The 18,706-nt window shown below is 36.8% G+C and carries 23 protein-coding genes, 2 tRNA genes, 2 riboswitches and 1 other annotated feature; of the genes, 18 read left to right on the forward strand and 7 right to left on the reverse strand.

What is annotated here, in order from left to right; translation table 11 throughout:
• Positions 1-11 precede the first annotated feature (11 nt).
• The 11 genes from BUB45_RS13655 to proC all read left to right on the forward strand — a co-directional run bounded on the left by BUB45_RS13655 (position 12) and on the right by proC (position 11,523).
• Entirely contained in the window at positions 12-1,292 is a 1,281-nt protein-coding gene (locus tag BUB45_RS13655) for a serine hydrolase (RefSeq protein WP_244527735.1), read from the forward strand.
• A gap of 76 nt (positions 1,293-1,368) precedes the next feature.
• Positions 1,369-2,253, forward strand: coding sequence for a pyridoxal 5'-phosphate synthase lyase subunit PdxS (gene pdxS, locus BUB45_RS13660; RefSeq protein ID WP_073010596.1), 885 nt, complete (start codon positions 1,369-1,371; stop codon positions 2,251-2,253).
• Between the two features lie 17 nt (positions 2,254-2,270).
• Entirely contained in the window at positions 2,271-2,849 is a 579-nt protein-coding gene (gene pdxT / locus BUB45_RS13665; RefSeq protein ID WP_073010599.1) for a pyridoxal 5'-phosphate synthase glutaminase subunit PdxT, read from the forward strand.
• Positions 2,850-2,917: 68 nt separating this feature from the next.
• Positions 2,918-3,139, forward strand: a binding site (T-box leader).
• A 293-nt stretch (positions 3,140-3,432) separates the two neighbouring features.
• A complete protein-coding gene (serS, locus tag BUB45_RS13670) occupies positions 3,433-4,707 on the forward strand; it encodes a serine--tRNA ligase (protein ID WP_073010603.1) in 1,275 nt (424 codons plus the stop codon).
• Between the two features lie 221 nt (positions 4,708-4,928).
• Positions 4,929-5,035, forward strand: a riboswitch (SAM riboswitch).
• A gap of 136 nt (positions 5,036-5,171) precedes the next feature.
• Positions 5,172-5,275: riboswitch (SAM riboswitch) on the forward strand.
• 247 nt (positions 5,276-5,522) lie between these two features.
• Positions 5,523-6,554, forward strand: a complete 1,032-nt coding sequence (locus BUB45_RS13675; protein ID WP_073010728.1) for a methionine ABC transporter ATP-binding protein — start codon at positions 5,523-5,525, stop codon at positions 6,552-6,554.
• Positions 6,544-7,194, forward strand: coding sequence for a methionine ABC transporter permease (locus BUB45_RS13680; protein ID WP_073010606.1), 651 nt, complete (start codon positions 6,544-6,546; stop codon positions 7,192-7,194). Before BUB45_RS13675 ends, BUB45_RS13680 begins: the two co-directional genes overlap by 11 nt.
• A 109-nt stretch (positions 7,195-7,303) precedes the next feature.
• Positions 7,304-8,122 (forward strand): MetQ/NlpA family ABC transporter substrate-binding protein, encoded by an 819-nt coding sequence (locus BUB45_RS13685; protein WP_073010609.1) that lies wholly within the window; start codon positions 7,304-7,306, stop codon positions 8,120-8,122.
• A 21-nt stretch (positions 8,123-8,143) separates the two neighbouring features.
• A complete protein-coding gene (locus tag BUB45_RS13690) occupies positions 8,144-9,349 on the forward strand; it encodes a M20 family metallopeptidase (RefSeq protein ID WP_073010611.1) in 1,206 nt (401 codons plus the stop codon).
• 276 nt (positions 9,350-9,625) lie between these two features.
• Positions 9,626-10,015, forward strand: coding sequence for an RDD family protein (locus tag BUB45_RS13695; RefSeq protein ID WP_073010614.1), 390 nt, complete (start codon positions 9,626-9,628; stop codon positions 10,013-10,015).
• A gap of 131 nt (positions 10,016-10,146) precedes the next feature.
• Positions 10,147-10,239 (forward strand) — tRNA-Ser (locus BUB45_RS13700).
• A 474-nt stretch (positions 10,240-10,713) separates the two neighbouring features.
• The gene (gene proC, locus BUB45_RS13705; RefSeq protein WP_073010617.1) at positions 10,714-11,523 is read left to right on the forward strand and encodes a pyrroline-5-carboxylate reductase; all 810 of its coding nucleotides are present in this window, start codon (positions 10,714-10,716) and stop codon (positions 11,521-11,523) included.
• 286 nt (positions 11,524-11,809) lie between these two features.
• Here the strand turns inward: proC and BUB45_RS13710 are convergent, their stop codons facing one another.
• Both BUB45_RS13710 and BUB45_RS13715 read right to left on the reverse strand, forming a co-directional pair.
• Complete coding sequence (locus BUB45_RS13710) at positions 11,810-12,490, reverse strand: deoxynucleoside kinase (protein ID WP_073010620.1); 681 nt, start codon at positions 12,488-12,490, stop codon at positions 11,810-11,812.
• Positions 12,491-12,523: 33 nt separating this feature from the next.
• Positions 12,524-13,162, reverse strand: coding sequence for a deoxynucleoside kinase (locus tag BUB45_RS13715; protein ID WP_073010623.1), 639 nt, complete (start codon positions 13,160-13,162; stop codon positions 12,524-12,526).
• A gap of 189 nt (positions 13,163-13,351) precedes the next feature.
• On the opposite strand from BUB45_RS13715, the gene BUB45_RS13720 reads away from it, so the two are divergent.
• Positions 13,352-13,424 (forward strand) — tRNA-Arg (locus tag BUB45_RS13720).
• Between the two features lie 31 nt (positions 13,425-13,455).
• Here the strand turns inward: BUB45_RS13720 and BUB45_RS13725 are convergent.
• From BUB45_RS13725 to BUB45_RS13740, 5 genes are all read right to left on the reverse strand, one after another.
• Positions 13,456-14,628 (reverse strand): site-specific integrase, encoded by a 1,173-nt coding sequence (locus BUB45_RS13725; RefSeq protein ID WP_073010626.1) that lies wholly within the window; start codon positions 14,626-14,628, stop codon positions 13,456-13,458.
• A 19-nt stretch (positions 14,629-14,647) separates the two neighbouring features.
• On the reverse strand, positions 14,648-14,809 hold the full coding sequence (locus BUB45_RS20215; protein WP_212590775.1) for a hypothetical protein: 162 nt from the start codon (positions 14,807-14,809) through the stop codon (positions 14,648-14,650).
• Complete coding sequence (locus tag BUB45_RS13730) at positions 14,788-15,252, reverse strand: ImmA/IrrE family metallo-endopeptidase (protein ID WP_244527736.1); 465 nt, start codon at positions 15,250-15,252, stop codon at positions 14,788-14,790. Before BUB45_RS13730 ends, BUB45_RS20215 begins: the two co-directional genes overlap by 22 nt.
• A gap of 89 nt (positions 15,253-15,341) precedes the next feature.
• Entirely contained in the window at positions 15,342-15,830 is a 489-nt protein-coding gene (locus tag BUB45_RS13735) for a hypothetical protein (RefSeq protein ID WP_073010630.1), read from the reverse strand.
• Between the two features lie 11 nt (positions 15,831-15,841).
• Positions 15,842-16,201, reverse strand: coding sequence for a helix-turn-helix domain-containing protein (locus tag BUB45_RS13740; RefSeq protein ID WP_073010633.1), 360 nt, complete (start codon positions 16,199-16,201; stop codon positions 15,842-15,844).
• Between the two features lie 150 nt (positions 16,202-16,351).
• Between BUB45_RS13740 and BUB45_RS13745 the strand changes: the two genes are divergently transcribed.
• The 6 genes from BUB45_RS13745 to BUB45_RS13770 all read left to right on the forward strand — a co-directional run bounded on the left by BUB45_RS13745 (position 16,352) and on the right by BUB45_RS13770 (position 18,653).
• Entirely contained in the window at positions 16,352-16,573 is a 222-nt protein-coding gene (locus tag BUB45_RS13745; protein ID WP_073010635.1) for a helix-turn-helix transcriptional regulator, read from the forward strand.
• A gap of 11 nt (positions 16,574-16,584) precedes the next feature.
• Positions 16,585-17,316 (forward strand): ORF6C domain-containing protein, encoded by a 732-nt coding sequence (locus BUB45_RS13750; protein WP_073010638.1) that lies wholly within the window; start codon positions 16,585-16,587, stop codon positions 17,314-17,316.
• Positions 17,317-17,601, forward strand: coding sequence for a helix-turn-helix domain-containing protein (locus BUB45_RS13755; protein WP_084723684.1), 285 nt, complete (start codon positions 17,317-17,319; stop codon positions 17,599-17,601). It abuts the gene before it with no gap.
• A gap of 72 nt (positions 17,602-17,673) precedes the next feature.
• Positions 17,674-17,985 carry a helix-turn-helix domain-containing protein gene (locus tag BUB45_RS13760; RefSeq protein WP_084723686.1) on the forward strand — a complete coding sequence of 104 codons (312 nt, stop codon included), beginning with the start codon at positions 17,674-17,676 and terminating at the stop codon, positions 17,983-17,985.
• Between the two features lie 81 nt (positions 17,986-18,066).
• Positions 18,067-18,339, forward strand: a complete 273-nt coding sequence (locus tag BUB45_RS13765) for a hypothetical protein (protein WP_073010644.1) — start codon at positions 18,067-18,069, stop codon at positions 18,337-18,339.
• 98 nt (positions 18,340-18,437) lie between these two features.
• Complete coding sequence (locus tag BUB45_RS13770; protein WP_073010648.1) at positions 18,438-18,653, forward strand: hypothetical protein; 216 nt, start codon at positions 18,438-18,440, stop codon at positions 18,651-18,653.
• Positions 18,654-18,706: the final 53 nt, after the last annotated feature.

Raw genomic sequence — 18,706 nt, forward strand, 5'->3', positions numbered from 1 at the left:
CAGCCGTTATAATGGCATTTTCTATCGCAATACAGCCATTATCTGCGCAAGCTTCAGAAGTAGATCTTGAAGCAGAATCTGCTATCTTGGTAGATGCAAATACAGGGAAAATTTTATTTGCTAAAAATGCGGATAAATTGTTTCCTCCAGCTAGTATGACCAAAATGATGACAGAGTACTTAGTATGGGAAGCTGTTGAAAAAGGTCAAATCAGCTGGGACACAACAACACAGATTAGCGACTATCCATACAGTATTTCCGCAGATTCAACTTTCTCCGGAATCGGATTAAAGCAAGCGAAGGATTATAAGGTAAAAGATCTTTATCATGCAATGGCGATTAATTCGGATAATGCAGCTACCATTGCCCTTGCTGAACTTATTGCCGGTTCAGAAGGAGAATTCGTCAAATTAATGAATAAAAAAGGCGAAGAGATGGGTCTGCCAGATTTTGAATTTGTCAATTCAACTGGAATTGAAAATGAATCATTAGGGGACAACCATCCAAAAGGAACAGATCCCAATGGAGTGAACTATCTCTCTGCGAAGTCTGCAGCTTTATTAGCTTACCATCTTGTTCATGATTTTCCAAAGGCTTTAGAAATATCAAGTAAGCCGACCGTGAAGTTTGATGGCAAGGAGCTTCGTAATTTAAATTGGATGCTTCAGCATGATAAAACGAATTTTGAAGAATTTTATTATGAAGGTGTTGACGGTTTAAAAACTGGTTTCACTGATTTAGCAGGCTATACCTTTACTGGAACTGCCAAAAAGGGAGATCGCCGTTTAATTTCTGTTGTCATGAAAACGAAAAGCGAAGCAAAGCGTTTTGAGCAAACTGCTAAATTGCTAGATTACGGCTTCCAAAAATTTGAGAATACAGAAATTTTCCCTGCTGGATATCAATTGGAAGATAAATCCAGCATTCCGGTTAATAAAGGAAAGAAAGATGATGTAAGCATATCACTTGCTGAATCTGTATCTTTGCCAATTAAACCCGATGAAAAAGATTTATATGAAATAACATATACATTGGATAAGGAAAAATTAAACAAAGATGGACAACTAACAGCACCTATTAAAAAAGGTGAAAAAATAGGGACAGCTCAAATTACTTATAAAGCTGATAATGATTATGGGTATATAACGAAGGACAGTAATAGTACAGTTGATGTTGTAACGGACACTAGTGTGGAGAAATCAAATTGGTTTATGTTAACAATAGGAGCAATAGGTGATTTCTTTGTTGATTTATTTCATACAGTGGTAGACTGGATTAAAGGCTTGTTCTAAGCATAGTAGTCAGCATTGTGTATAGTATACTTTTATAAAGAATACGAAATAAGAATGTGATTAGGGGGCGGTTGCTTTGTCAAATATAGGTACAGAACGTGTAAAACGAGGTATGGCAGAAATGCAAAAAGGCGGCGTCATTATGGATGTTGTCAATGCAGAACAAGCTAAAATCGCTGAAGAAGCAGGTGCAGTAGCTGTTATGGCACTTGAACGTGTTCCTTCAGATATTCGAGCCGCTGGTGGCGTAGCTCGGATGGCAGATCCGACAATTACGGAAGAAGTACTTGGAGCTGTATCCATTCCAGTAATGGCAAAAGCTCGAATTGGACATATTACAGAAGCACGTGTTTTAGAAGCGATGGGTGTAGACTATATTGACGAAAGTGAAGTCTTAACTCCTGCTGATGATATTTATCATATTAATAAATCTGATTATACGGTACCGTTTGTTTGTGGTTGCCGTAATCTTGGGGAAGCAGCTCGTCGTATAGGCGAAGGCGCTTCGATGTTACGAACAAAAGGAGAGCCTGGTACAGGGAATATCGTTGAAGCTGTGCGTCATATGCGCCAAGTACAATCGGAAATTCGTATGGTGTCTTCTATGTCCCGTGATGAAGTTATGACTTATGCGAAGGAAATTGGTGCGCCATTTGAATTATTATTGCAAATTCGTGAAGAAGGTCGCTTGCCTGTAGTTAATTTTGCAGCAGGTGGTATTGCTACGCCAAGTGATGCAGCACTAATGATGGAATTAGGAGCTGATGGTGTATTTGTTGGTTCTGGTATATTTAAATCAGCAAATCCAGCTAAATTCGCCAAAGCTATCGTGGAAGCAACGACACATTATCAAGACTATAAACTGATTGCAGAACTTTCTAAAGATCTTGGCGATGCGATGAAAGGGCTAGATATGGCTACAATTGAAGCTCATGACCGAATGCAGGATCGTAGCGAGTAAGAAAGAAGGCATGTCTTATGACAACAATTGGAGTCCTCGCACTGCAGGGGGCGGTACGCGAACACATCCGCTCCATTCATGCATGTGGGGCTAACGCTGTAGAAATAAAAAGAAAAGAACAGCTAGAAGAAATCGATGGGTTAATTTTGCCTGGTGGTGAAAGTACGACTATTAGACGATTAATGGATAGTTATGGAATATTCACAGCAATTCAAGATTTTGCCGACAAAGGTAAACCTATTTTTGGTACTTGTGCTGGCTTAATTATCATGGCAAAATCAATTGTAGGACAAGCAGAAGGACATTTAGGTCTGATTGATATGACTGTTGCTAGAAATGCATTTGGTCGTCAAGTGGCCAGTTTTGAGGCAGAATTAGATGTAGCTGGAATCGCAGAAGATTTTCGTGCAGTGTTTATCCGCGCCCCATACGTAGTGGAAGTCGGAAAGAATGTTGAAGTTCTAGCTACGTATGATGAGCATATTGTTGCTGTTCGTCAAGGTCCTTTTATGGCTACAGCCTTTCATCCTGAATTGACGGATGACCATAGATTCATTTCTTACTTTATTGATTTGACAGCTACCACTAAATCATAAATTATTATGTTGGTTGTAGTTGATTATATATGAAAAATCGGTTATCATAGTAGATAATAAATAGGACAATAACAGTTATGATAGGAAATAGTAGTAGTTTGTTTTTCAGTAGAGAGTCGATGGCTGGTGCAAATCGATGTAAAACGACTATGAATCCATCCTTGAGCTGGTTTATCGAATGATAGAGTAAATAAACCCGGACACGTGCCGTTATCACGTTTAAGCTGGAAGAGTGCTTTGATGCGTTCTTCAATCAGGGTGGCAACGCGGGTAAAACTCCCGTCCCTATTCATAGGGACGGGAGTTTTTTGTATATACACTATAGGAAAGTATAAAAGTTTAAAGGTTTATAGTATAAGATAAACTACGCCTTTCGCCATAAGGACTTGGCGACAAGCCAAGTTTTTCTAAAAGTTATAGGTTAAAAATGGCTTGCATTGTTAAAACGTGTTTTAAACCTATAGAAGAAAGAGTTATAGTATAAAACGATTTAGCACTCTTTTGCCTAAGAAATTAGCGACAAGCTAATTTCTACTTAAATAAGGGATCCATTTTAATATTAATCATATAAGGAGGAACTCAAATGTTAGATATGAAATTTCTACGTCACCATTTCCAAGAAGTAAAACAAAAATTAGCGCATCGTGGTGAGGATTTGTCAGAATTAGATCATTTTGGCGAGTTAGATGAAAAGCGTCGTCAACTAATTTCCGAGACAGAGCAGTTAAAAGCGAAGCGAAATGAAGTATCGAAACAAATCTCTGTACTAAAACGAGAAAAGCAAGATGCTGAGCTTGCGATTAAAGAAATGCGAGAAGTAGGCGACCAAATTGCTGAGTTGGATAGCGAATTAAAGCAAATTAATGAACATTTAGAACAAATCATGTTGTCTATTCCTAATATTCCTCATGAAAGTGTACCAATTGGTGAAGATGAAGACGATAATGTCGAGGTGCGGAGTTGGGGAGAGAAGACGCCATTTTCCTATGAGCCAAAGCCTCACTGGGATGTAGCATCAGACTTAGACATCGTTGACTTTGAACGAGCTGGCAAAGTGACTGGGAGCAGGTTTGTTTTTTATAAAGGACTTGGTGCAAGATTAGAGCGTGCATTATGGAACCTAATGTTAGATTTCCATGTGGATGAACATGGCTATGAAGAAATGTTGCCACCGCAAATTGTGAATCGAACTAGTATGACTGGGACTGGGCAATTACCTAAATTTGCTGAAGACGCCTTTAAACTAGAAGAATGGGATTATTATTTAGCTCCGACTGCAGAAGTGCCAGTAACAAATTATTATCGTGATGATATTTTAAAGATAGATGATTTACCGAAAAAGTTCGCTGCATTTAGTAGCTGTTTTCGTTCTGAAGCAGGGTCTGCTGGCAGAGATACAAGAGGTCTAATTCGTCAGCATCAATTTAATAAAGTCGAGCTTGTCCATTTTGTTAAACCGGAAGAGTCCTATGAGACATTGGAAGTGTTAACAAACCATGCAGAGAAAATATTACAGTTACTAGAGCTTCCTTATCGTGTGATGAGTATGTGTACCGGAGACTTAGGCTTTACAGCTGCTAAGAAGTACGATATAGAAGTATGGATTCCTAGTCAGCATACGTATCGGGAAATTTCTTCTTGCTCTAATTTTGAAGACTTCCAGGCTAGACGGGCTAATATCCGTTTTCGTAGAGAAGCAAAAGCAAAACCAGAATTTGTGCATACATTAAACGGTTCTGGATTGGCTATTGGTCGAACTGTTGCAGCTATATTGGAAAATTATCAGCAAGAGGATGGGACGGTAATAATTCCAAAAGCATTGCGTCCATATATGGGAGGAAAAGAGGTCATCAAATAAGTGAATGCAACCATTTACGTGTGAGCCAAATGGTAAAAAGAAGAGCAAAGTCGTATTCTTAGTTTATTGACGATGACTGGAGGAATGGTTCATGTCGACGAGTTTTATTGCAATAAAGGCATGGCGATAGCCAATCTTTTCTAAAAAAACTGTTTGACATGTAAAGGAAACCATAGTATGATTTAACACAATATCTTGTTTAAAAATAAATATAATAATTCTTCTTATTCAGAGAGGTGGAGGGAATTGGCCCTTAGAAGCCTCGGCAGCGGACTCGTAAGTAGTACTGTGCTAAATCCAACAAGCAAACATGCTTGAAAAATAAGAAGCGGAAACCAATAGATTGGAATTCCCTTCTTATTTCGTATAAGGAGGGATTTCTTTTTTTACACAATAGGAAAGGATAGAATTTTCAGTTTACAATTTAAGCAAAACGATGGTGTTACCGCAAAAAAATAACATACTTCTTATCAAGAGAGGTGGAGGGACTGGCCCTTAGAAGCCTCGGCAGCGGACTCATATGAGTACTGTGCCAAATCCAGCAAACAAGTAGTTTGTAAGATAAGAAGAGGAAATGTATGAATAATACCTCTTCTTAATGGAAGGGGTATTTTTTATACTAAAAATGAAGAGTTTTAAAGTATAAGAAAAACTACGCCTTTCGCCATGAAATTAGGCGACAAACCAAGTTTCAATACAAAATGATTAGAACATCTTTATTAATTGTGGCAAAGCTAGATTTATGGCAATTGTTTCACATGGAACAATTGCCATACAAAGCGATTTTAAGTGAAAAAGAATGGGGGATTGGTTCGATGATTATATTTGATCAGGTAACGAAAATTTATGAAGGAAAAGGTCATTCTGTAAAAGCATTACAAAACGTGGATTTACAGGTGAAAAAAGGAGAAATATATGGCGTGATTGGATTTAGTGGTGCAGGAAAAAGCTCGCTCATTCGCTGTGTAAATGCTTTAGAACGCCCGTCATCTGGAAGAGTAATCGTGGATGGGAAAAATCTCTTACAATTAACTGCAAAAGAAGTACGTGAAGCAAAACGAAATATCGGTATGATTTTTCAACATTTTAATCTTTTACATTCAAAAACAGTGTTTACGAATGTAGCGATGCCCCTACTAGTGGCAAAACGCCCTAAAGAGGAAGTGAGAAAAAGAGTATTAGAGTTACTCGCTTTTGTCGGTTTAGAAGATAAAGCAAACAGTTACCCCGATCAGCTATCTGGAGGGCAAAAGCAACGCGTAGGGATAGCCCGTGCTTTAGTGACGAATCCGAAAGTGCTTTTATGTGATGAGGCAACATCTGCACTTGATCCAGAAACAACAAAAGCTATTCTTCAACTGTTAAAACAGGTAAATCAAGCATATGGAGTGACGATTTTAATGATTACGCATGAGATGAGTGCTATTCGAGAGATTTGTGATCAGGTTGCTGTTTTAGATCAAGGAAAAATAGTGGAGTCGGGCAGTGTATTTCAAGTATTTTCAAAACCAAAAACAGCGATTGCTGCTAAGTTTGTACGTTCTGTGATGAATGACCATATACCAGAGTCGATTTATGCTTTACTTCGTGAACAGCGAGAAGACCGGCATATATATCGCATTGTGTTTGTCGGTAATAGTGCAGGCGAGCCTTTATTATCACAAGTTGCTAAAACGTATACCGTAGATGTCAATATACTGTATGGCAGCATTACAGAATTACAGGGGATTCCTTTTGGCAATTTAATCGTTCAATTTTCAGGTGCGGAGAAGGAGATGAAACGTGCTTTGCTACATATTCATCAACAAAAGGTTACTGTAAAGGAAGTGTTAGCAGATGTTAGTTAATCAGGAACAACTCTTACAAGCTATATGGGAAACGGTCGTCATGGTTGGCGTATCATTGATTTTCTCCTTTTTTATCGGATTGGTATTAGGTGTGTTACTAGTTGTAACGAGAAAGGGGCACCTTTTGGAAAATCAAATTATTTTCACTATATTAAACGCAGGAATAAATATATTTCGTTCTATCCCCTTCATTATTTTAATGGTAGCCGTTATCCCATTCACAAGACTGATTGTTGGTACTTCGATTGGAACTGCCGCTGCCATTGTACCAATGATATTATTTGCTGGTCCTTATATTGCTAGATTAATCGAAAACTCGTTACTAGAAGTTGATCAAGGGGTTATAGAAGCAGCACAAGCAATGGGAGCAACGCCATGGCAGATTATGACTCGTTTTCTTTTACCAGAAGCATTAAGTTCTTTATTATTAGGCATTACGATTGCAACGATTGGTTTAGTAGGAGCTTCTGCAATGGCTGGGGCAGTTGGTGGTGGTGGCCTTGGTGATTTAGCTATAACATATGGCTACCAGCGTTTTGATACGGTTGTGATGCTCCTTACTGTAGGGATCCTTATTATTATGGTACAAGGATTACAGTCCCTCGGAAATTACTTAGCCAGACGAGTGCGACGAAGATAATAAGGATTGACTGGGAACGTGGTAGGATATGCTCAGAGGAATACGTAGTAAGCATGAAAACAGGTGGATGAGTAAAAAACACTTAAAAATATATACGAGGAGAGTTTTTATGAAAAGATTAGCCATTTTATTTTCTTTATTGATTACACTGATTAGTATTAGCGCTTGTTCTAGCAGTGAAGCTACTTCTACAGTAAAAGTTGGTATTAGCGGTTCTGATACGACGATTTGGGATTATGTAGCGGAAAAAGCTAAGGAGGAAGGGATAAACGTAGAAATTGTTCGTTTCTCCGATTATGTGCAACCTAATTTGGCTTTGGCAGAAGGAGAGATTGATGCAAATGCATTCCAAACGGTTTCTTATTTTGATGCGTTTATAAAAGAACATGATTTAGATTTAACACCAATTGCCACGACGGTCATTGCTCCAATGGGGTTATATTCGGAGAAACATGGTACACCGGAGCATATACCTAAAGGAGGGACGATTGCTTTAGCAAAAGAAGCTACCAATATGGGAAGAGGGTTATCATTATTACAGAATGCAGGTTTGATTAAATTAGCGGAAGACTTCGATGGCAATGGTGCTTTAGATAAAATCATTGACAACCCAAAAAATTTGCAATTTGAATTACTTGTTGCTGGGCAAACGCCAAGAGTCCTTCCTGATGTGGATGGTTCAATTATAAACAATGGAATAGCCGTAGACGCAGGATTAAGTCCATTGGAAGATGCTATATATCATGAGGATGAAACAGCGACAGCCTATATTAACATTATTGCTGTTCAGGAAAAGAATAAGGATGACCACGTATTGACGAAGCTGGCAGAGATTTATCAAACCGAAGATGTAGCTAAATTTATTGAAAGAGAACGTGATGGAAATTCTATTCCAACTTTTGTGCCATTAAGTGAAATTGGCTACTAAATTTAAAATGAGGTGATCATAATGACGTTTACTACAGAAACGACAACGATTTGGAAACAGGAAATAGCAAAAAATATAGCAGCTAATAAGGAAAGATATATTCGAATTAGTCATGATATCCATGCTCATCCTGAAATCGGGAATCAGGAAACATATGCTGCTAAAATATTAACTGATATTTTAGTGGAATATGGCTTTGATGTTCAATTGGATGTGGCAGGGCATGCTACTGCGTTTATCGCTAGAAAGAAAAGTGCTTTGGACGGAAGGAGAATTGCCTTTTTAGCGGAATATGATGCTTTACCAGAGATCGGTCATGCATGTGGTCATAATATCATTGGTACGTTAAGTGTTAGTGCTGCTATTGCTTTAAGTCAAGTAATCGATGAAGTAGGTGGTGAAGTAGTAGTCTTTGGGACGCCTGCTGAAGAAGGTGGACCGAATGGCAGTGCAAAAGGGAGCTTTGTTAAAGCTAAAATTACAGAAAGCGTTGATGCAGCCCTTATGCTTCACCCCGGTGCAGATACACGCCTGACAGCTCCTACATTGGCAGTAGATCCGCTCGACTTTGAATTTTTCGGTAAAACTGCTCATGCATCTGCGCATCCAGATCAAGGAATTAATGCGTTAGATGGGGTTATTCAATTGTTTAATGGCATCAATGCTTTACGTCAACATGTTTCAAACGATGTACGGATACATGGCATTATTACAGATGGTGGTGACGCTCCTAACGTTGTACCTGGTTATGCGAAAGCTCGATTTTTCATTCGTGCGGCAACAAGGAAAGGTTTGAATCAAGTTACAGACCGAGTAAAAGCAATTGCAGAGGGAGCTGCTTTAACAACAGGAGCAAAAGTAAAAGTATCTTCATTTCAAAATGGGGTAGATAATTTTATTATCAATGAGAGTCTTGACGACATTTTTAAAACGGAAATAGAGCATTTAGGAGAGACAGTACTTGAACGTCCTTCGCAAGCTTTAGGTTCGACAGATGCAGGGAATATAAGCCAAGTAGTTCCAACAATTCATCCGCATATTAAAATTGGCTCTAGTAGTTTAATTGGTCATACTGTTTCGTTTCGAGAAGCTGCCAAATCAAAGCAAGCAGATGAAGCATTAATTGTTGGAGCGAAAGCAGCGGCATTTACAGCGCTAAAATTGTTAACGGATGAAACAGCTTTTGACAGAGTAAGGAAGGAATTTCTTCATAAAACGGAGCAATAATTTTGGTTGATGTTGCGGTAATTAGTGGGTGGTTTTTTTATCCCCCACTTTCTTAGTATGTAAGATATTATCTAAAAGTTTCTAGAAGAAATGGGGATGTAGTAGCTGTTATTTTCACTTAGACACCTACCAATTTCTTGAGGTGAGAGTTTTACAGCGCCTTCTATCCCTGCTAAATATTCGATTTAAAGCAGGATATTAATTTTTTTCACATTTTCAGGAAACTTTCATGCCCGAGGTCCGTATAACAGCTAGACGAACATAGGAGGGGATGAAATGAAGCCGTTAACCAAACAAAGGATGAAGGCTCTTTTTATTGATGTAGCAATTTCTACCGCAGTAACTGTTGGGGTTGAATACGTTTTACGGAAAAAAGTAAAGAATGAGTTTATTCATACTGTAGTAACCCCAACCGTTGTCATGTGGTCGCTCGAGTACATACAACTAAAGCAGTGTAGACAAACGGTGGGTTATAAATTAATGGGACTAGAATTACGAAGCAAAACAGATTTTGAGTTGACGCCGACAAAACTTTTTAAACGAATGGCTTATCGTGATACGTTAAGTAACTTACAATACATTATTAACCGACATTCCTTTGAAGGAGAAGCGGGATCTGTACTTCCGCATGACAAGTATGCAGGTACGGTTGTAAAAGAGGTATAGCATGGTTTTGGCACAACTTTGCATAAAGCTGTGCCAATCTTTGAGAAATATGATCTATGTTAGTAAATAAAAATAGTAATTAGGAATTGACAAGTATGTTCAGAACATGGTATATTATATCTTGTCGCCACGGAGGTATACCCAAGTCTGGCTGAAGGGATCGGTCTTGAAAACCGACAGGGGTGTAACAGCCCGCGGGGGTTCGAATCCCTCTACCTCCTCCATTTTTAAAATTAGCGCATAAAATTTTGGAGATAAAAAAAATCGTTACATTGTAGCGGTTTTTTTGATGTAAGTCCGTTTTTAATTGTTTGAACTTGACAATGATTTGTTTTATGCATATAGTACATATAATTAATAAAACAAAAATAAAAAAGCGATGACGAGGCCAATTGTATCATGTACGGACGACAGAGAATGGGGTTCACCGGCTGAAAGACCCCACACGTAGACGGCTGATATGAACCTACCTAATGAGCTGTTAGAATAAACCTGACCGCAGTTAAAAACTGTGTTAACAAGAAAAGCTGGGCATGGGACTCATGCCAATATAGGTGGTACCGCGGAAAACTCTTTTCGTCCTTATTTAGGATGGAGAGAGTTTTTTGTTTTAAAATTTAAATTGTTTACAGTATAAAAACTTAGCGACAAGCCAAGTTTTCCTGAAAAATTACTTTAACAAGGAGGTTGTTATTACGATGGATAAAAACCTTGCATTTATTGGTGCTGGTTCTATGGCCGAAGCAATTATTTCTGGCTTAATTGAATCAACCATTATCGATAAACAGCAGATTATGATAACAAATCGAACGAATCATCAAAGAATAACTGATTTAAAGCAGAAGTATCGCATAGACAGTATGCGTGATAAACAACAACTCATAGAATGGTCAGATGTCATTGTATTGGCTACAAAGCCGTGTGATATGAAAGAAGCACTTGCTTCTATTCAACCATATATAGAAGAGAGGCATTTGATTGTTTCGGTTACAGCTGGAATATCAACGGAAAAGATAGAGCAGTGGATTGGCAGATCTGCCCCTGTTGTTAGAGCGATGCCTAATACTTCTGCTTCCATTGGTTTTTCAGCTACAGCTTTATGTACTGGAACGCATGCTTTAGAAGAACATATGCGCATAGCGAAGGAATTATTCGATACGATTGGAACAACCGTTCAAGTGGAAGAAAAAGAAATGCATCTGGTGACAGGAATTTCTGGAAGTGGACCGGCGTATATTTATTATCTTGTCGAAGCAATGGAGCAAACAGCTATTGAATCTGGCATGAGTCCAGAGACAGCTAAACAGTTAATTCATCAGACAGTGCTAGGTGCTGGAAACATGTTGCGTGAAACAAATGAAACGGCAGCAGAATTACGCAAGAAAATAACAAGTCCATCAGGTACTACAGAAGCAGGAATCCAAACTTTAGCACAACAAAATTTTCAACAAGTAATAAGCAAATGTATTTATGCAGCAAGAGATCGTTCTATTGAATTAGGAGAATGAACAAGAAATATTAGTTTAGCTTTTTATTGGGATAGGCAAAGTATTTTATCAGTGCTGTCATACTCCCACTTCAAGAACAAGTCTAAGTGGGAAATAACAGTACCTAAATCTCCAGTTGGTTCACTTAACGATCAGTGGGGAGCCCCCCCTTTACTGATTAAAGATTCATTTTAAAAAAACGGACCTGTAGACGCTTTTCATAGGAGATGGGAGCTTTTAAAATTATTTTAAGCCTAATAGTGCAAACAATCCGTGGGGAAACCACCCCACGGATAGAAAAATTATTTTATATACGGTCACGAGATTTCCAACGACGAGATTGCTGGATAAAATGCCCGACCCGCTCTAGAACGGGTTCAATTGAGTTTTCTTTTTTCATCAAGTCATAATCAGCTATATCGATTCGCAGGATAGGGCAAGCGTTGAAGTTATTAATCCATTCTTGATAACGATAATACAATTCTTTCCAATAGGATACATCCGTGTTCTTTTCCATTTCCCGTCCACGTTCATGAATTCGATCAATAATCGCTTCAAATGAACCTTCTAAATAAATAAGGAGGTCAGGATGTGGGAAATACGGGGTCATGACCATTGCTTCAAATAAGTTCGTGTACGTTTCATAATCAGTTTTGGACATTGTTCCATTATCGTAATGCATTTTTGCAAAAATGCCTGTATCTTCATAGATAGAGCGGTCTTGAATAAAGCCACCCCCATATTCAAAGATTTTTTTCTGTTCTTTAAATCGTTCTGCTAAAAAATATATTTGGAGATGAAAACTCCATCTTTCAAAATCAGCATAAAACTTTTCTAAATATGGATTTGTATCTACTTTTTCGTACGATGTTTTAAAGTTTAATGCTTTTGCTAGAGCGTTTGTCATCGTTGACTTTCCGACCCCGACCGTACCTGCGATTGTAATAATGCTATTATGAGGGATGTGATATTTTTCTCTTGCGTTCATTGATGTAATTCTCCTTCTATTTCCATTTCTTCTTTATGTGCAGTTCAGTTGCTTCAAATTCATGGACACTTGTTCCATGATCTGATTTAAATGTTGCTGATAACAAATAAAATCTACCTTGTCCCCATCAATACGAATAACTGGAATATTTGGGTGCAGTTTTTCAAATTGATTCATAAAGTCTTCATAATCCGCTGCAAGCTGTTCCAAGTAGGATGCTTGTATGTGTTGTTCCATTTCCCTGCCACGTTTTCGAATTCGTTCTAAAATGGTATCTAAACTTGCATGCAAATAAATCATCATATTCGGTACAGGCATATCTGCTGTTAAAATATGATAAATTTTCTCGTATTTATCGAATTTATCTTCGGGTAAAGTACGTTTGGCAAAAATCATGTTTTTTGATATATGATAATCAGCAACGACAGATTTTCCGTTACGTAAGTATTGTTTGTCAATGTCTTCTAGTTGCTTGAATCGATTGCATAAAAAGAACATTTCTGTTTGAAAACTCCACTCCTCAATATTTTCGTAAAATTTTCCTAGAAATGGATTTTCTTCAACGATTTCTTTTAGCAAATGAAATTGAAAATGAGCAGACAATTTTTCAGCAAGGGAGGTTTTCCCTATACCAATTGGTCCTTCAATAGCAATAAATGGTACGTGTGCCATTGTTTTATCCTCCAATCTAGTAAAAAACAGATGTAAACTATTTTATCATACTCATTATGTAGAAACCATGTACACTCTGTGAAGTGAGGTAGTACTTTTCAAGTGTGGAGGAATTTTGTATAATAGATAGTGTTGGATTAAAAAATGAGATTCGGCACTATGAAGTTTAATTGTTTATATTTTTTACTTGCCCCCGTAGCTCAGGGGATAGAGCATCGGTTTCCTAAACCGTGTGTCGCAGGTTCGAATCCTGCCGGGGGCGTAGGTTTATCGGTTGTCATTTTTAAAATTGGTCACGGATTGGTCACATCACTCACGAAATCAGAACTAACGTTCTTGTTTTCTTGTTGGTTTTTAAATGCGGATTCTAAACTTTCTGCGACTGCTTCCTGCATATTAGGGAGCATATGAGAATAAGTATCTAGCGTAACTTGTATAGATGAATGTCCAAGACGTTCTTGTACGATTTTAGGATGGACACCTAACGCAAATAGCATAGAAGCATGAGTATGTCGTAAATCATGAAACCTTATTTTATTTACCTTTGATCGTTTTATGGCTCTTCGAAACGCTCTACCAAGATTAGAAGGTAATACATGAGTTCCTATGCCAGTGGCTACAACTAAATTATTATCTATATAGGAGTCACCTGCATTCATCTTAATTCGTTTCTGTTCATTAAGATGTTTTTTTAATTCAAATACATCCGAATCAGATATTGAAATAGAACGGTAACTTGAATTATTTTTCAGATCAGCAATATGATAATTATTTTCTTCTGAACGCTTTAAAGATCTTTTCACATATATCCTTTTATTAGAGAAGTCTACGCAATCCCATTTAAGCCCTAATACTTCACCTTGCCGCATACCTGTAAATGAAGCTATATACCAAGCAATAAAAAATTTTTCGTTTCTTGTATCGTTAATAAATTTAGATAATGATTCTATAGGCCAGTATTCCATTTCTTTTTTTCGAACTCTTGCTGGTTCTGCAGCTTTAGCTACATTTTTATTTATATCGCCTAGTTTTGCACCATAATCTAAGGCATTTGATAAAATACGATGGATATGATGCACAGATCGTTCTGATAATTTGTTATCTAATAAAGAGTCATAGAACCGTTGTACTTGTCTGGCATTTAATTCATGAACTCGGATTTCTCCAATTGCAGGCTTAATGTGATTATTGATATTTCCTTTATAGTGTAAATATGTGCTGTGTACAACTCTTTTCCTTTTATGCTCCAACCAATTGTCTAAATAATCTCCTAATGTTTCTGTAGTAGGTTCAACATATCCGCCACGATTTAATTCCACTATCATTTCATTCATTGCTGCACGAGCTTTCTTTTCACTAGTGAAACCAGATACTCTTTTTTGTTTACGTTTTTTAGTAACAGGATCTCTTCCAATATCAATGACAAAAGAATATTTATTGCCGCGTTTTTCGATATGTCCCTTCATTTATATTTCTCCTTATTATTTATTTTCCTTTTACTATCATTTCCATCAACTGAAGTGTGTGAATAAGAGAGTAAGCTATTAATCTGGATTCCTCTCTAGATAATTCCACTCCATCAACTATGTAATTGTGTCCATTAAAATAAATTGCAATAATCCTTTCTAATTCAATTGATATGTCCATTTCATAGAACCTCCAGAGTAAAATTTATTTGTATACATCTCTAATCTCTTATAAGCAAAGTCGTAATCAACGTTAAATAGCTGCATAATGTCATATATTGTATAGTTGTATAACTTATCCAGCATAAATGTCGGTACGCAAAAATGATAAGCAAAGTTGTTCGCTTGCCATTCCTGTAGATCTATAAACAAACGATGCATATTCAACTGACATCCACAATGTCTTAGATAGTGACCAATTTCATGACCAAAATCCATCCACTCTTGCCTCACATCGCTTCTGATTAAACTTATTTCGTTGTCAAATCTAAATAGCTTATCTTCTTCGTAAATTATTTCTACACCTAATTTCTTAGCTATTATTTGTTTGTCTAAGTTAACAGGAATTTCAATTCCAATTGATGTATATAGTTCATATATGTAATCTTCAAGGTGCGTGTACAACCCATAACCCCCCAGTTAATAGAATGTATGTTCGTTTTTAGGGTAAAGTAGTAGGCGTACTTTGAGTACACCTTATATCGATTTACCTATTATTCTTCAGATGAATTTTCTATACCAGTGTGTATTTTTACTGATGATGGTAATTCACCATCAAGATATTCTCTCGATATGTCTCCTATGATTTCTCCAATTCTTTTAGAGTCTTCATACTCTGTGCTGCTATCTCCGACTAATAATTTATTCAAAGATTCTTCAATAATGTCTCCTAAACTTAATAAATCTTGAATTACAGGTATATTTCTTTTGTATTGATCTTCTATCTCAGACTTTGCTAGACGAACGTCAGTTATTGCTTCGTTTATGTGTTTTTGCTGTTTCTCCTTACTATCACTGTATAAACCTACAGATAAATACTTTCCTGTCATTTGCTCCATATATGCTAGTATTCCTGATTCGAGTATTTCATCATGTTTTTCTTCTGCTTCTACATCACCACTTACACCCGTTTCTTCTGTATCTTGAGCTCCGCAACTTACTAATAAAACAGAAAAAAACAGAATAAATAATGCCTTTTTCAACTTATTCCTCCTTACCCATTAGAGTTATTTTTCTGACTCTTTTTAAATTTTATATACTCATAAACTTCCTTCATATCTTCAGCGGTTAAAGATTCCATGTCTTTAAACATGAGGTCTATGTCTGGAAATTCTTCAGCAATTTTATTTTTAAAATATGTTATATCGTTCTTTTGCGTTTCATGCCCTAATATATAATCCACAGTAACTTCATAGAAGTCAGCTAATTTCTTTAAGATTTCAAAATCTGGTTGAGTTTGATTCAATTCGTACCTTGCATAAGTAGATCTGTTTATATTAAATTTATCAGCTAGTTGTTGCTGAGATAAGTTGTTTACTTCTCTTAATTTTTTTAACCTATCACCATATTTCATAATAATTTCTCCTATCTAATCAATTACAATCATTATAAGTGAAAAAAATGCACATTTAAACATTTGTGCAAAATATTAACCTAAAACTATTGACAGTGAAAAAAATGCACATTATAATTAGTGTATAAATTGCACAAAGGTGGTGGTCAAATGAAAAATAAATTGTTAGAAGAACGAAGAAAATTACTTGGATACTCTCACCAAGATGTTGCGAATAAAGTAAATATTGACCGTTCTTATTACACGAAAATCGAAAACGGTTTTACTCCTAGTGTTAAAGTAGCCAAGAATTTAGGGCAACTTATGGAGTTTGATTGGACTATTTTTTTTACTAAAAATAGTGTAAAAAATGCACAAAAACAAGCCATATAGGAGGCAATCAAATGAAACAATTAGTTTTTATTCAAAACGACAAAGTATTGACTGACACTTTAACGGTAGCAGAAGTTTTTGCTAAACCTCACGACAAAGTTGTTAGAGATGTCAAAGTGCAAATTACTAAGTTGCATGAAGCTGGTGAGCATAAATGGAGTACCGCCAACTTTGGCGAGACCCAATATCAGCACTTGCAAAATAAACAGTGGTACACAAAGTTTGATTTAACTGAAGATGCTTTTGCGATTATAGCAATGTCTTATACAACACCCGAAGCTATGAAAATGAAAGTTAAGTTTTTAAGCGAGTTCAAAGCTATGAAAGAAAAGTTGCAACAACCAAGAGTTTTATCAGATAAAGAACGGTTAATGGCTTCATTGAAATTAACGCTTGAAGCTTCAGAAACCTTAGAACAACACAATGAAAGATTAACTAGCCTAGAAGAAACAATGCGCATCGATGGAGCTCAAGAACATGCTCTAAACAAAAAAGGTAAACGAATCGTCATGGAATCCTTAGGCGGAAAATCTTCACCTGCATATAAACAGATGGCTTTTAAGGTATTCTCGGCTTTTTGGAGAGACTTCAAAGACTATTTTCAAATTCCTAGATATGGTGATTTACCCAAGAAAAAATATGAAGAAGGACTTCGATTTATTGGGATGTGGCAACCATCTACAAGCTTGAAAATTGAAATAGATGAATATAACAATCAACAAACTTTTAACGAGGTGATTTAAATGTCTATGGAGGAAACGATACGTCAAATTGTCCGTGAAGAGAACGAGAAGCACTTTGCTAATATCAAAGAGCTTCTTGATTCCTACACTCACGAGGATACTCCTAAAACTCTATCGGTTAGGGAAGCTGCCAAAATATTAGGATTCGGTGTTACCAAGACTTACGAAATGATTCGACAGGCTGAACATACAGGATTCCCTCATATTAAAGATGGTTGTAAAGTCAGAATACCATATCAAGCGCTAATTAACTGGATGAATCAACGTGCTAAACAAGTAATCTAATAATATACCGAGTGGGGGTCGGTAATTTCATTATAAAACACACAAATTGATATTACTGTGCAACCCACGCACATGTACATTATCTGCACAAAAAGGGGGGGGAAACAATTGCAATTTGGAGCTGTTTTAAAAAAAATGCGGAAAGGTGCTGGTTTTAGTCAAGAAGATATGGCTGAAAGACTGCACATGTCTCGCAGTAATGTGTCTAGGCTAGAAAGCAACAAACTTGAGTTAAAAGCCGCAGATTTAATTAATTGGTGTAAACAAACGCAGGCTCATGATTTATTAATAGCGTTTATTTATAACACGGATGCAGTAAGTGCAGTACAGCAATTATCTCAATTAATAACCGGCACTGTATTAAGATTCGGAGGTCTCATATGAAAGCAAACGATAATTATATTGCTCTATTCGGAATTTTACTATGTTTGTTTCTTGTATTTGAAAAGTTATAGGAGGGATCACATGAACTTAGAAGAACACTTTCTGCCAAAGGACATTAGCCATGCAAGCAAAGAATACATGTGTGCGATTGATCTTGCCGAAAGAACTGTAAATGCAATGTGTAACGCAAAATACGATGATGCAGAAATGCTAGCCAGGGATTTATTAAAGTCAGTTGGAGTGCTCAATGAAATGAGCAGCCATAAATACAACCAAGATAAGTTTTATGCAACTGTACAAGATTTGGCTAGCCGAAAAATTAACGTCGAAGCGATACAGAGGCAATACAAATGAGCGATAAAGCACATGTAATTAAGATATGGGTCGCTTTTATAGTCATGATGGTGTTTCTTTATGTATCAATTGTGATTACTAGTTAGGAGGGTTAAAAGATGGAACATCCTGAGATTACTCAAATTAGACAAATGGGTTATCCAAAAATGAATGTATATACCAATCGATACGGTATTGATGCATTCGGAAACGAAGTCTTTAGCGGTGATGAAATTTTAGTGATTGAAGAGGCATTCTTTCTTGTGGGAGAGCTAGAGGATCAGACAAAAGAGGCACTAGAGTTACTGGGTGGCAGGTATGATTTTGCACAATAAAAAAGAACTCACGGCAATGAGTTCTAAATAAAAAAACAACGTTATGCCCCTAT

It is taken from the genome of Virgibacillus chiguensis (assembly GCF_900129865.1).
GTDB lineage: Bacteria > Bacillota > Bacilli > Bacillales > Amphibacillaceae > Virgibacillus > Virgibacillus chiguensis.

Bases quoted from the DNA above. Each gene is read 5' to 3' on its own strand.
- BUB45_RS13655 (WP_244527735.1), top strand. From the start codon at position 12: ATGGCATTTTCTATCGCAATACAGCCATTATCTGCGCAAGCTTCAGAA.
- pdxT (WP_073010599.1), top strand. From the start codon at position 2,271: ATGACAACAATTGGAGTCCTCGCACTGCAGGGGGCGGTACGCGAACAC.
- serS (WP_073010603.1), top strand. From the start codon at position 3,433: ATGTTAGATATGAAATTTCTACGTCACCATTTCCAAGAAGTAAAACAA.
- BUB45_RS13675 (WP_073010728.1), top strand. From the start codon at position 5,523: ATGATTATATTTGATCAGGTAACGAAAATTTATGAAGGAAAAGGTCAT.
- BUB45_RS13680 (WP_073010606.1), top strand. From the start codon at position 6,544: ATGTTAGTTAATCAGGAACAACTCTTACAAGCTATATGGGAAACGGTC.
- BUB45_RS13685 (WP_073010609.1), top strand. From the start codon at position 7,304: ATGAAAAGATTAGCCATTTTATTTTCTTTATTGATTACACTGATTAGT.
- BUB45_RS13690 (WP_073010611.1), top strand. From the start codon at position 8,144: ATGACGTTTACTACAGAAACGACAACGATTTGGAAACAGGAAATAGCA.
- BUB45_RS13695 (WP_073010614.1), top strand. From the start codon at position 9,626: ATGAAGCCGTTAACCAAACAAAGGATGAAGGCTCTTTTTATTGATGTA.
- proC (WP_073010617.1), top strand. From the start codon at position 10,714: ATGGATAAAAACCTTGCATTTATTGGTGCTGGTTCTATGGCCGAAGCA.
- BUB45_RS13710 (WP_073010620.1), bottom strand. From the start codon at position 12,490: ATGAACGCAAGAGAAAAATATCACATCCCTCATAATAGCATTATTACA.
- BUB45_RS13715 (WP_073010623.1), bottom strand. From the start codon at position 13,162: ATGGCACACGTACCATTTATTGCTATTGAAGGACCAATTGGTATAGGG.
- BUB45_RS13725 (WP_073010626.1), bottom strand. From the start codon at position 14,628: ATGAAGGGACATATCGAAAAACGCGGCAATAAATATTCTTTTGTCATT.
- BUB45_RS20215 (WP_212590775.1), bottom strand. From the start codon at position 14,809: ATGGACATATCAATTGAATTAGAAAGGATTATTGCAATTTATTTTAAT.
- BUB45_RS13740 (WP_073010633.1), bottom strand. From the start codon at position 16,201: ATGAAATATGGTGATAGGTTAAAAAAATTAAGAGAAGTAAACAACTTA.
- BUB45_RS13745 (WP_073010635.1), top strand. From the start codon at position 16,352: ATGAAAAATAAATTGTTAGAAGAACGAAGAAAATTACTTGGATACTCT.
- BUB45_RS13750 (WP_073010638.1), top strand. From the start codon at position 16,585: ATGAAACAATTAGTTTTTATTCAAAACGACAAAGTATTGACTGACACT.
- BUB45_RS13755 (WP_084723684.1), top strand. From the start codon at position 17,317: ATGTCTATGGAGGAAACGATACGTCAAATTGTCCGTGAAGAGAACGAG.
- BUB45_RS13760 (WP_084723686.1), top strand. From the start codon at position 17,674: ATGTACATTATCTGCACAAAAAGGGGGGGGAAACAATTGCAATTTGGA.
- BUB45_RS13765 (WP_073010644.1), top strand. From the start codon at position 18,067: ATGAACTTAGAAGAACACTTTCTGCCAAAGGACATTAGCCATGCAAGC.
- BUB45_RS13770 (WP_073010648.1), top strand. From the start codon at position 18,438: ATGGAACATCCTGAGATTACTCAAATTAGACAAATGGGTTATCCAAAA.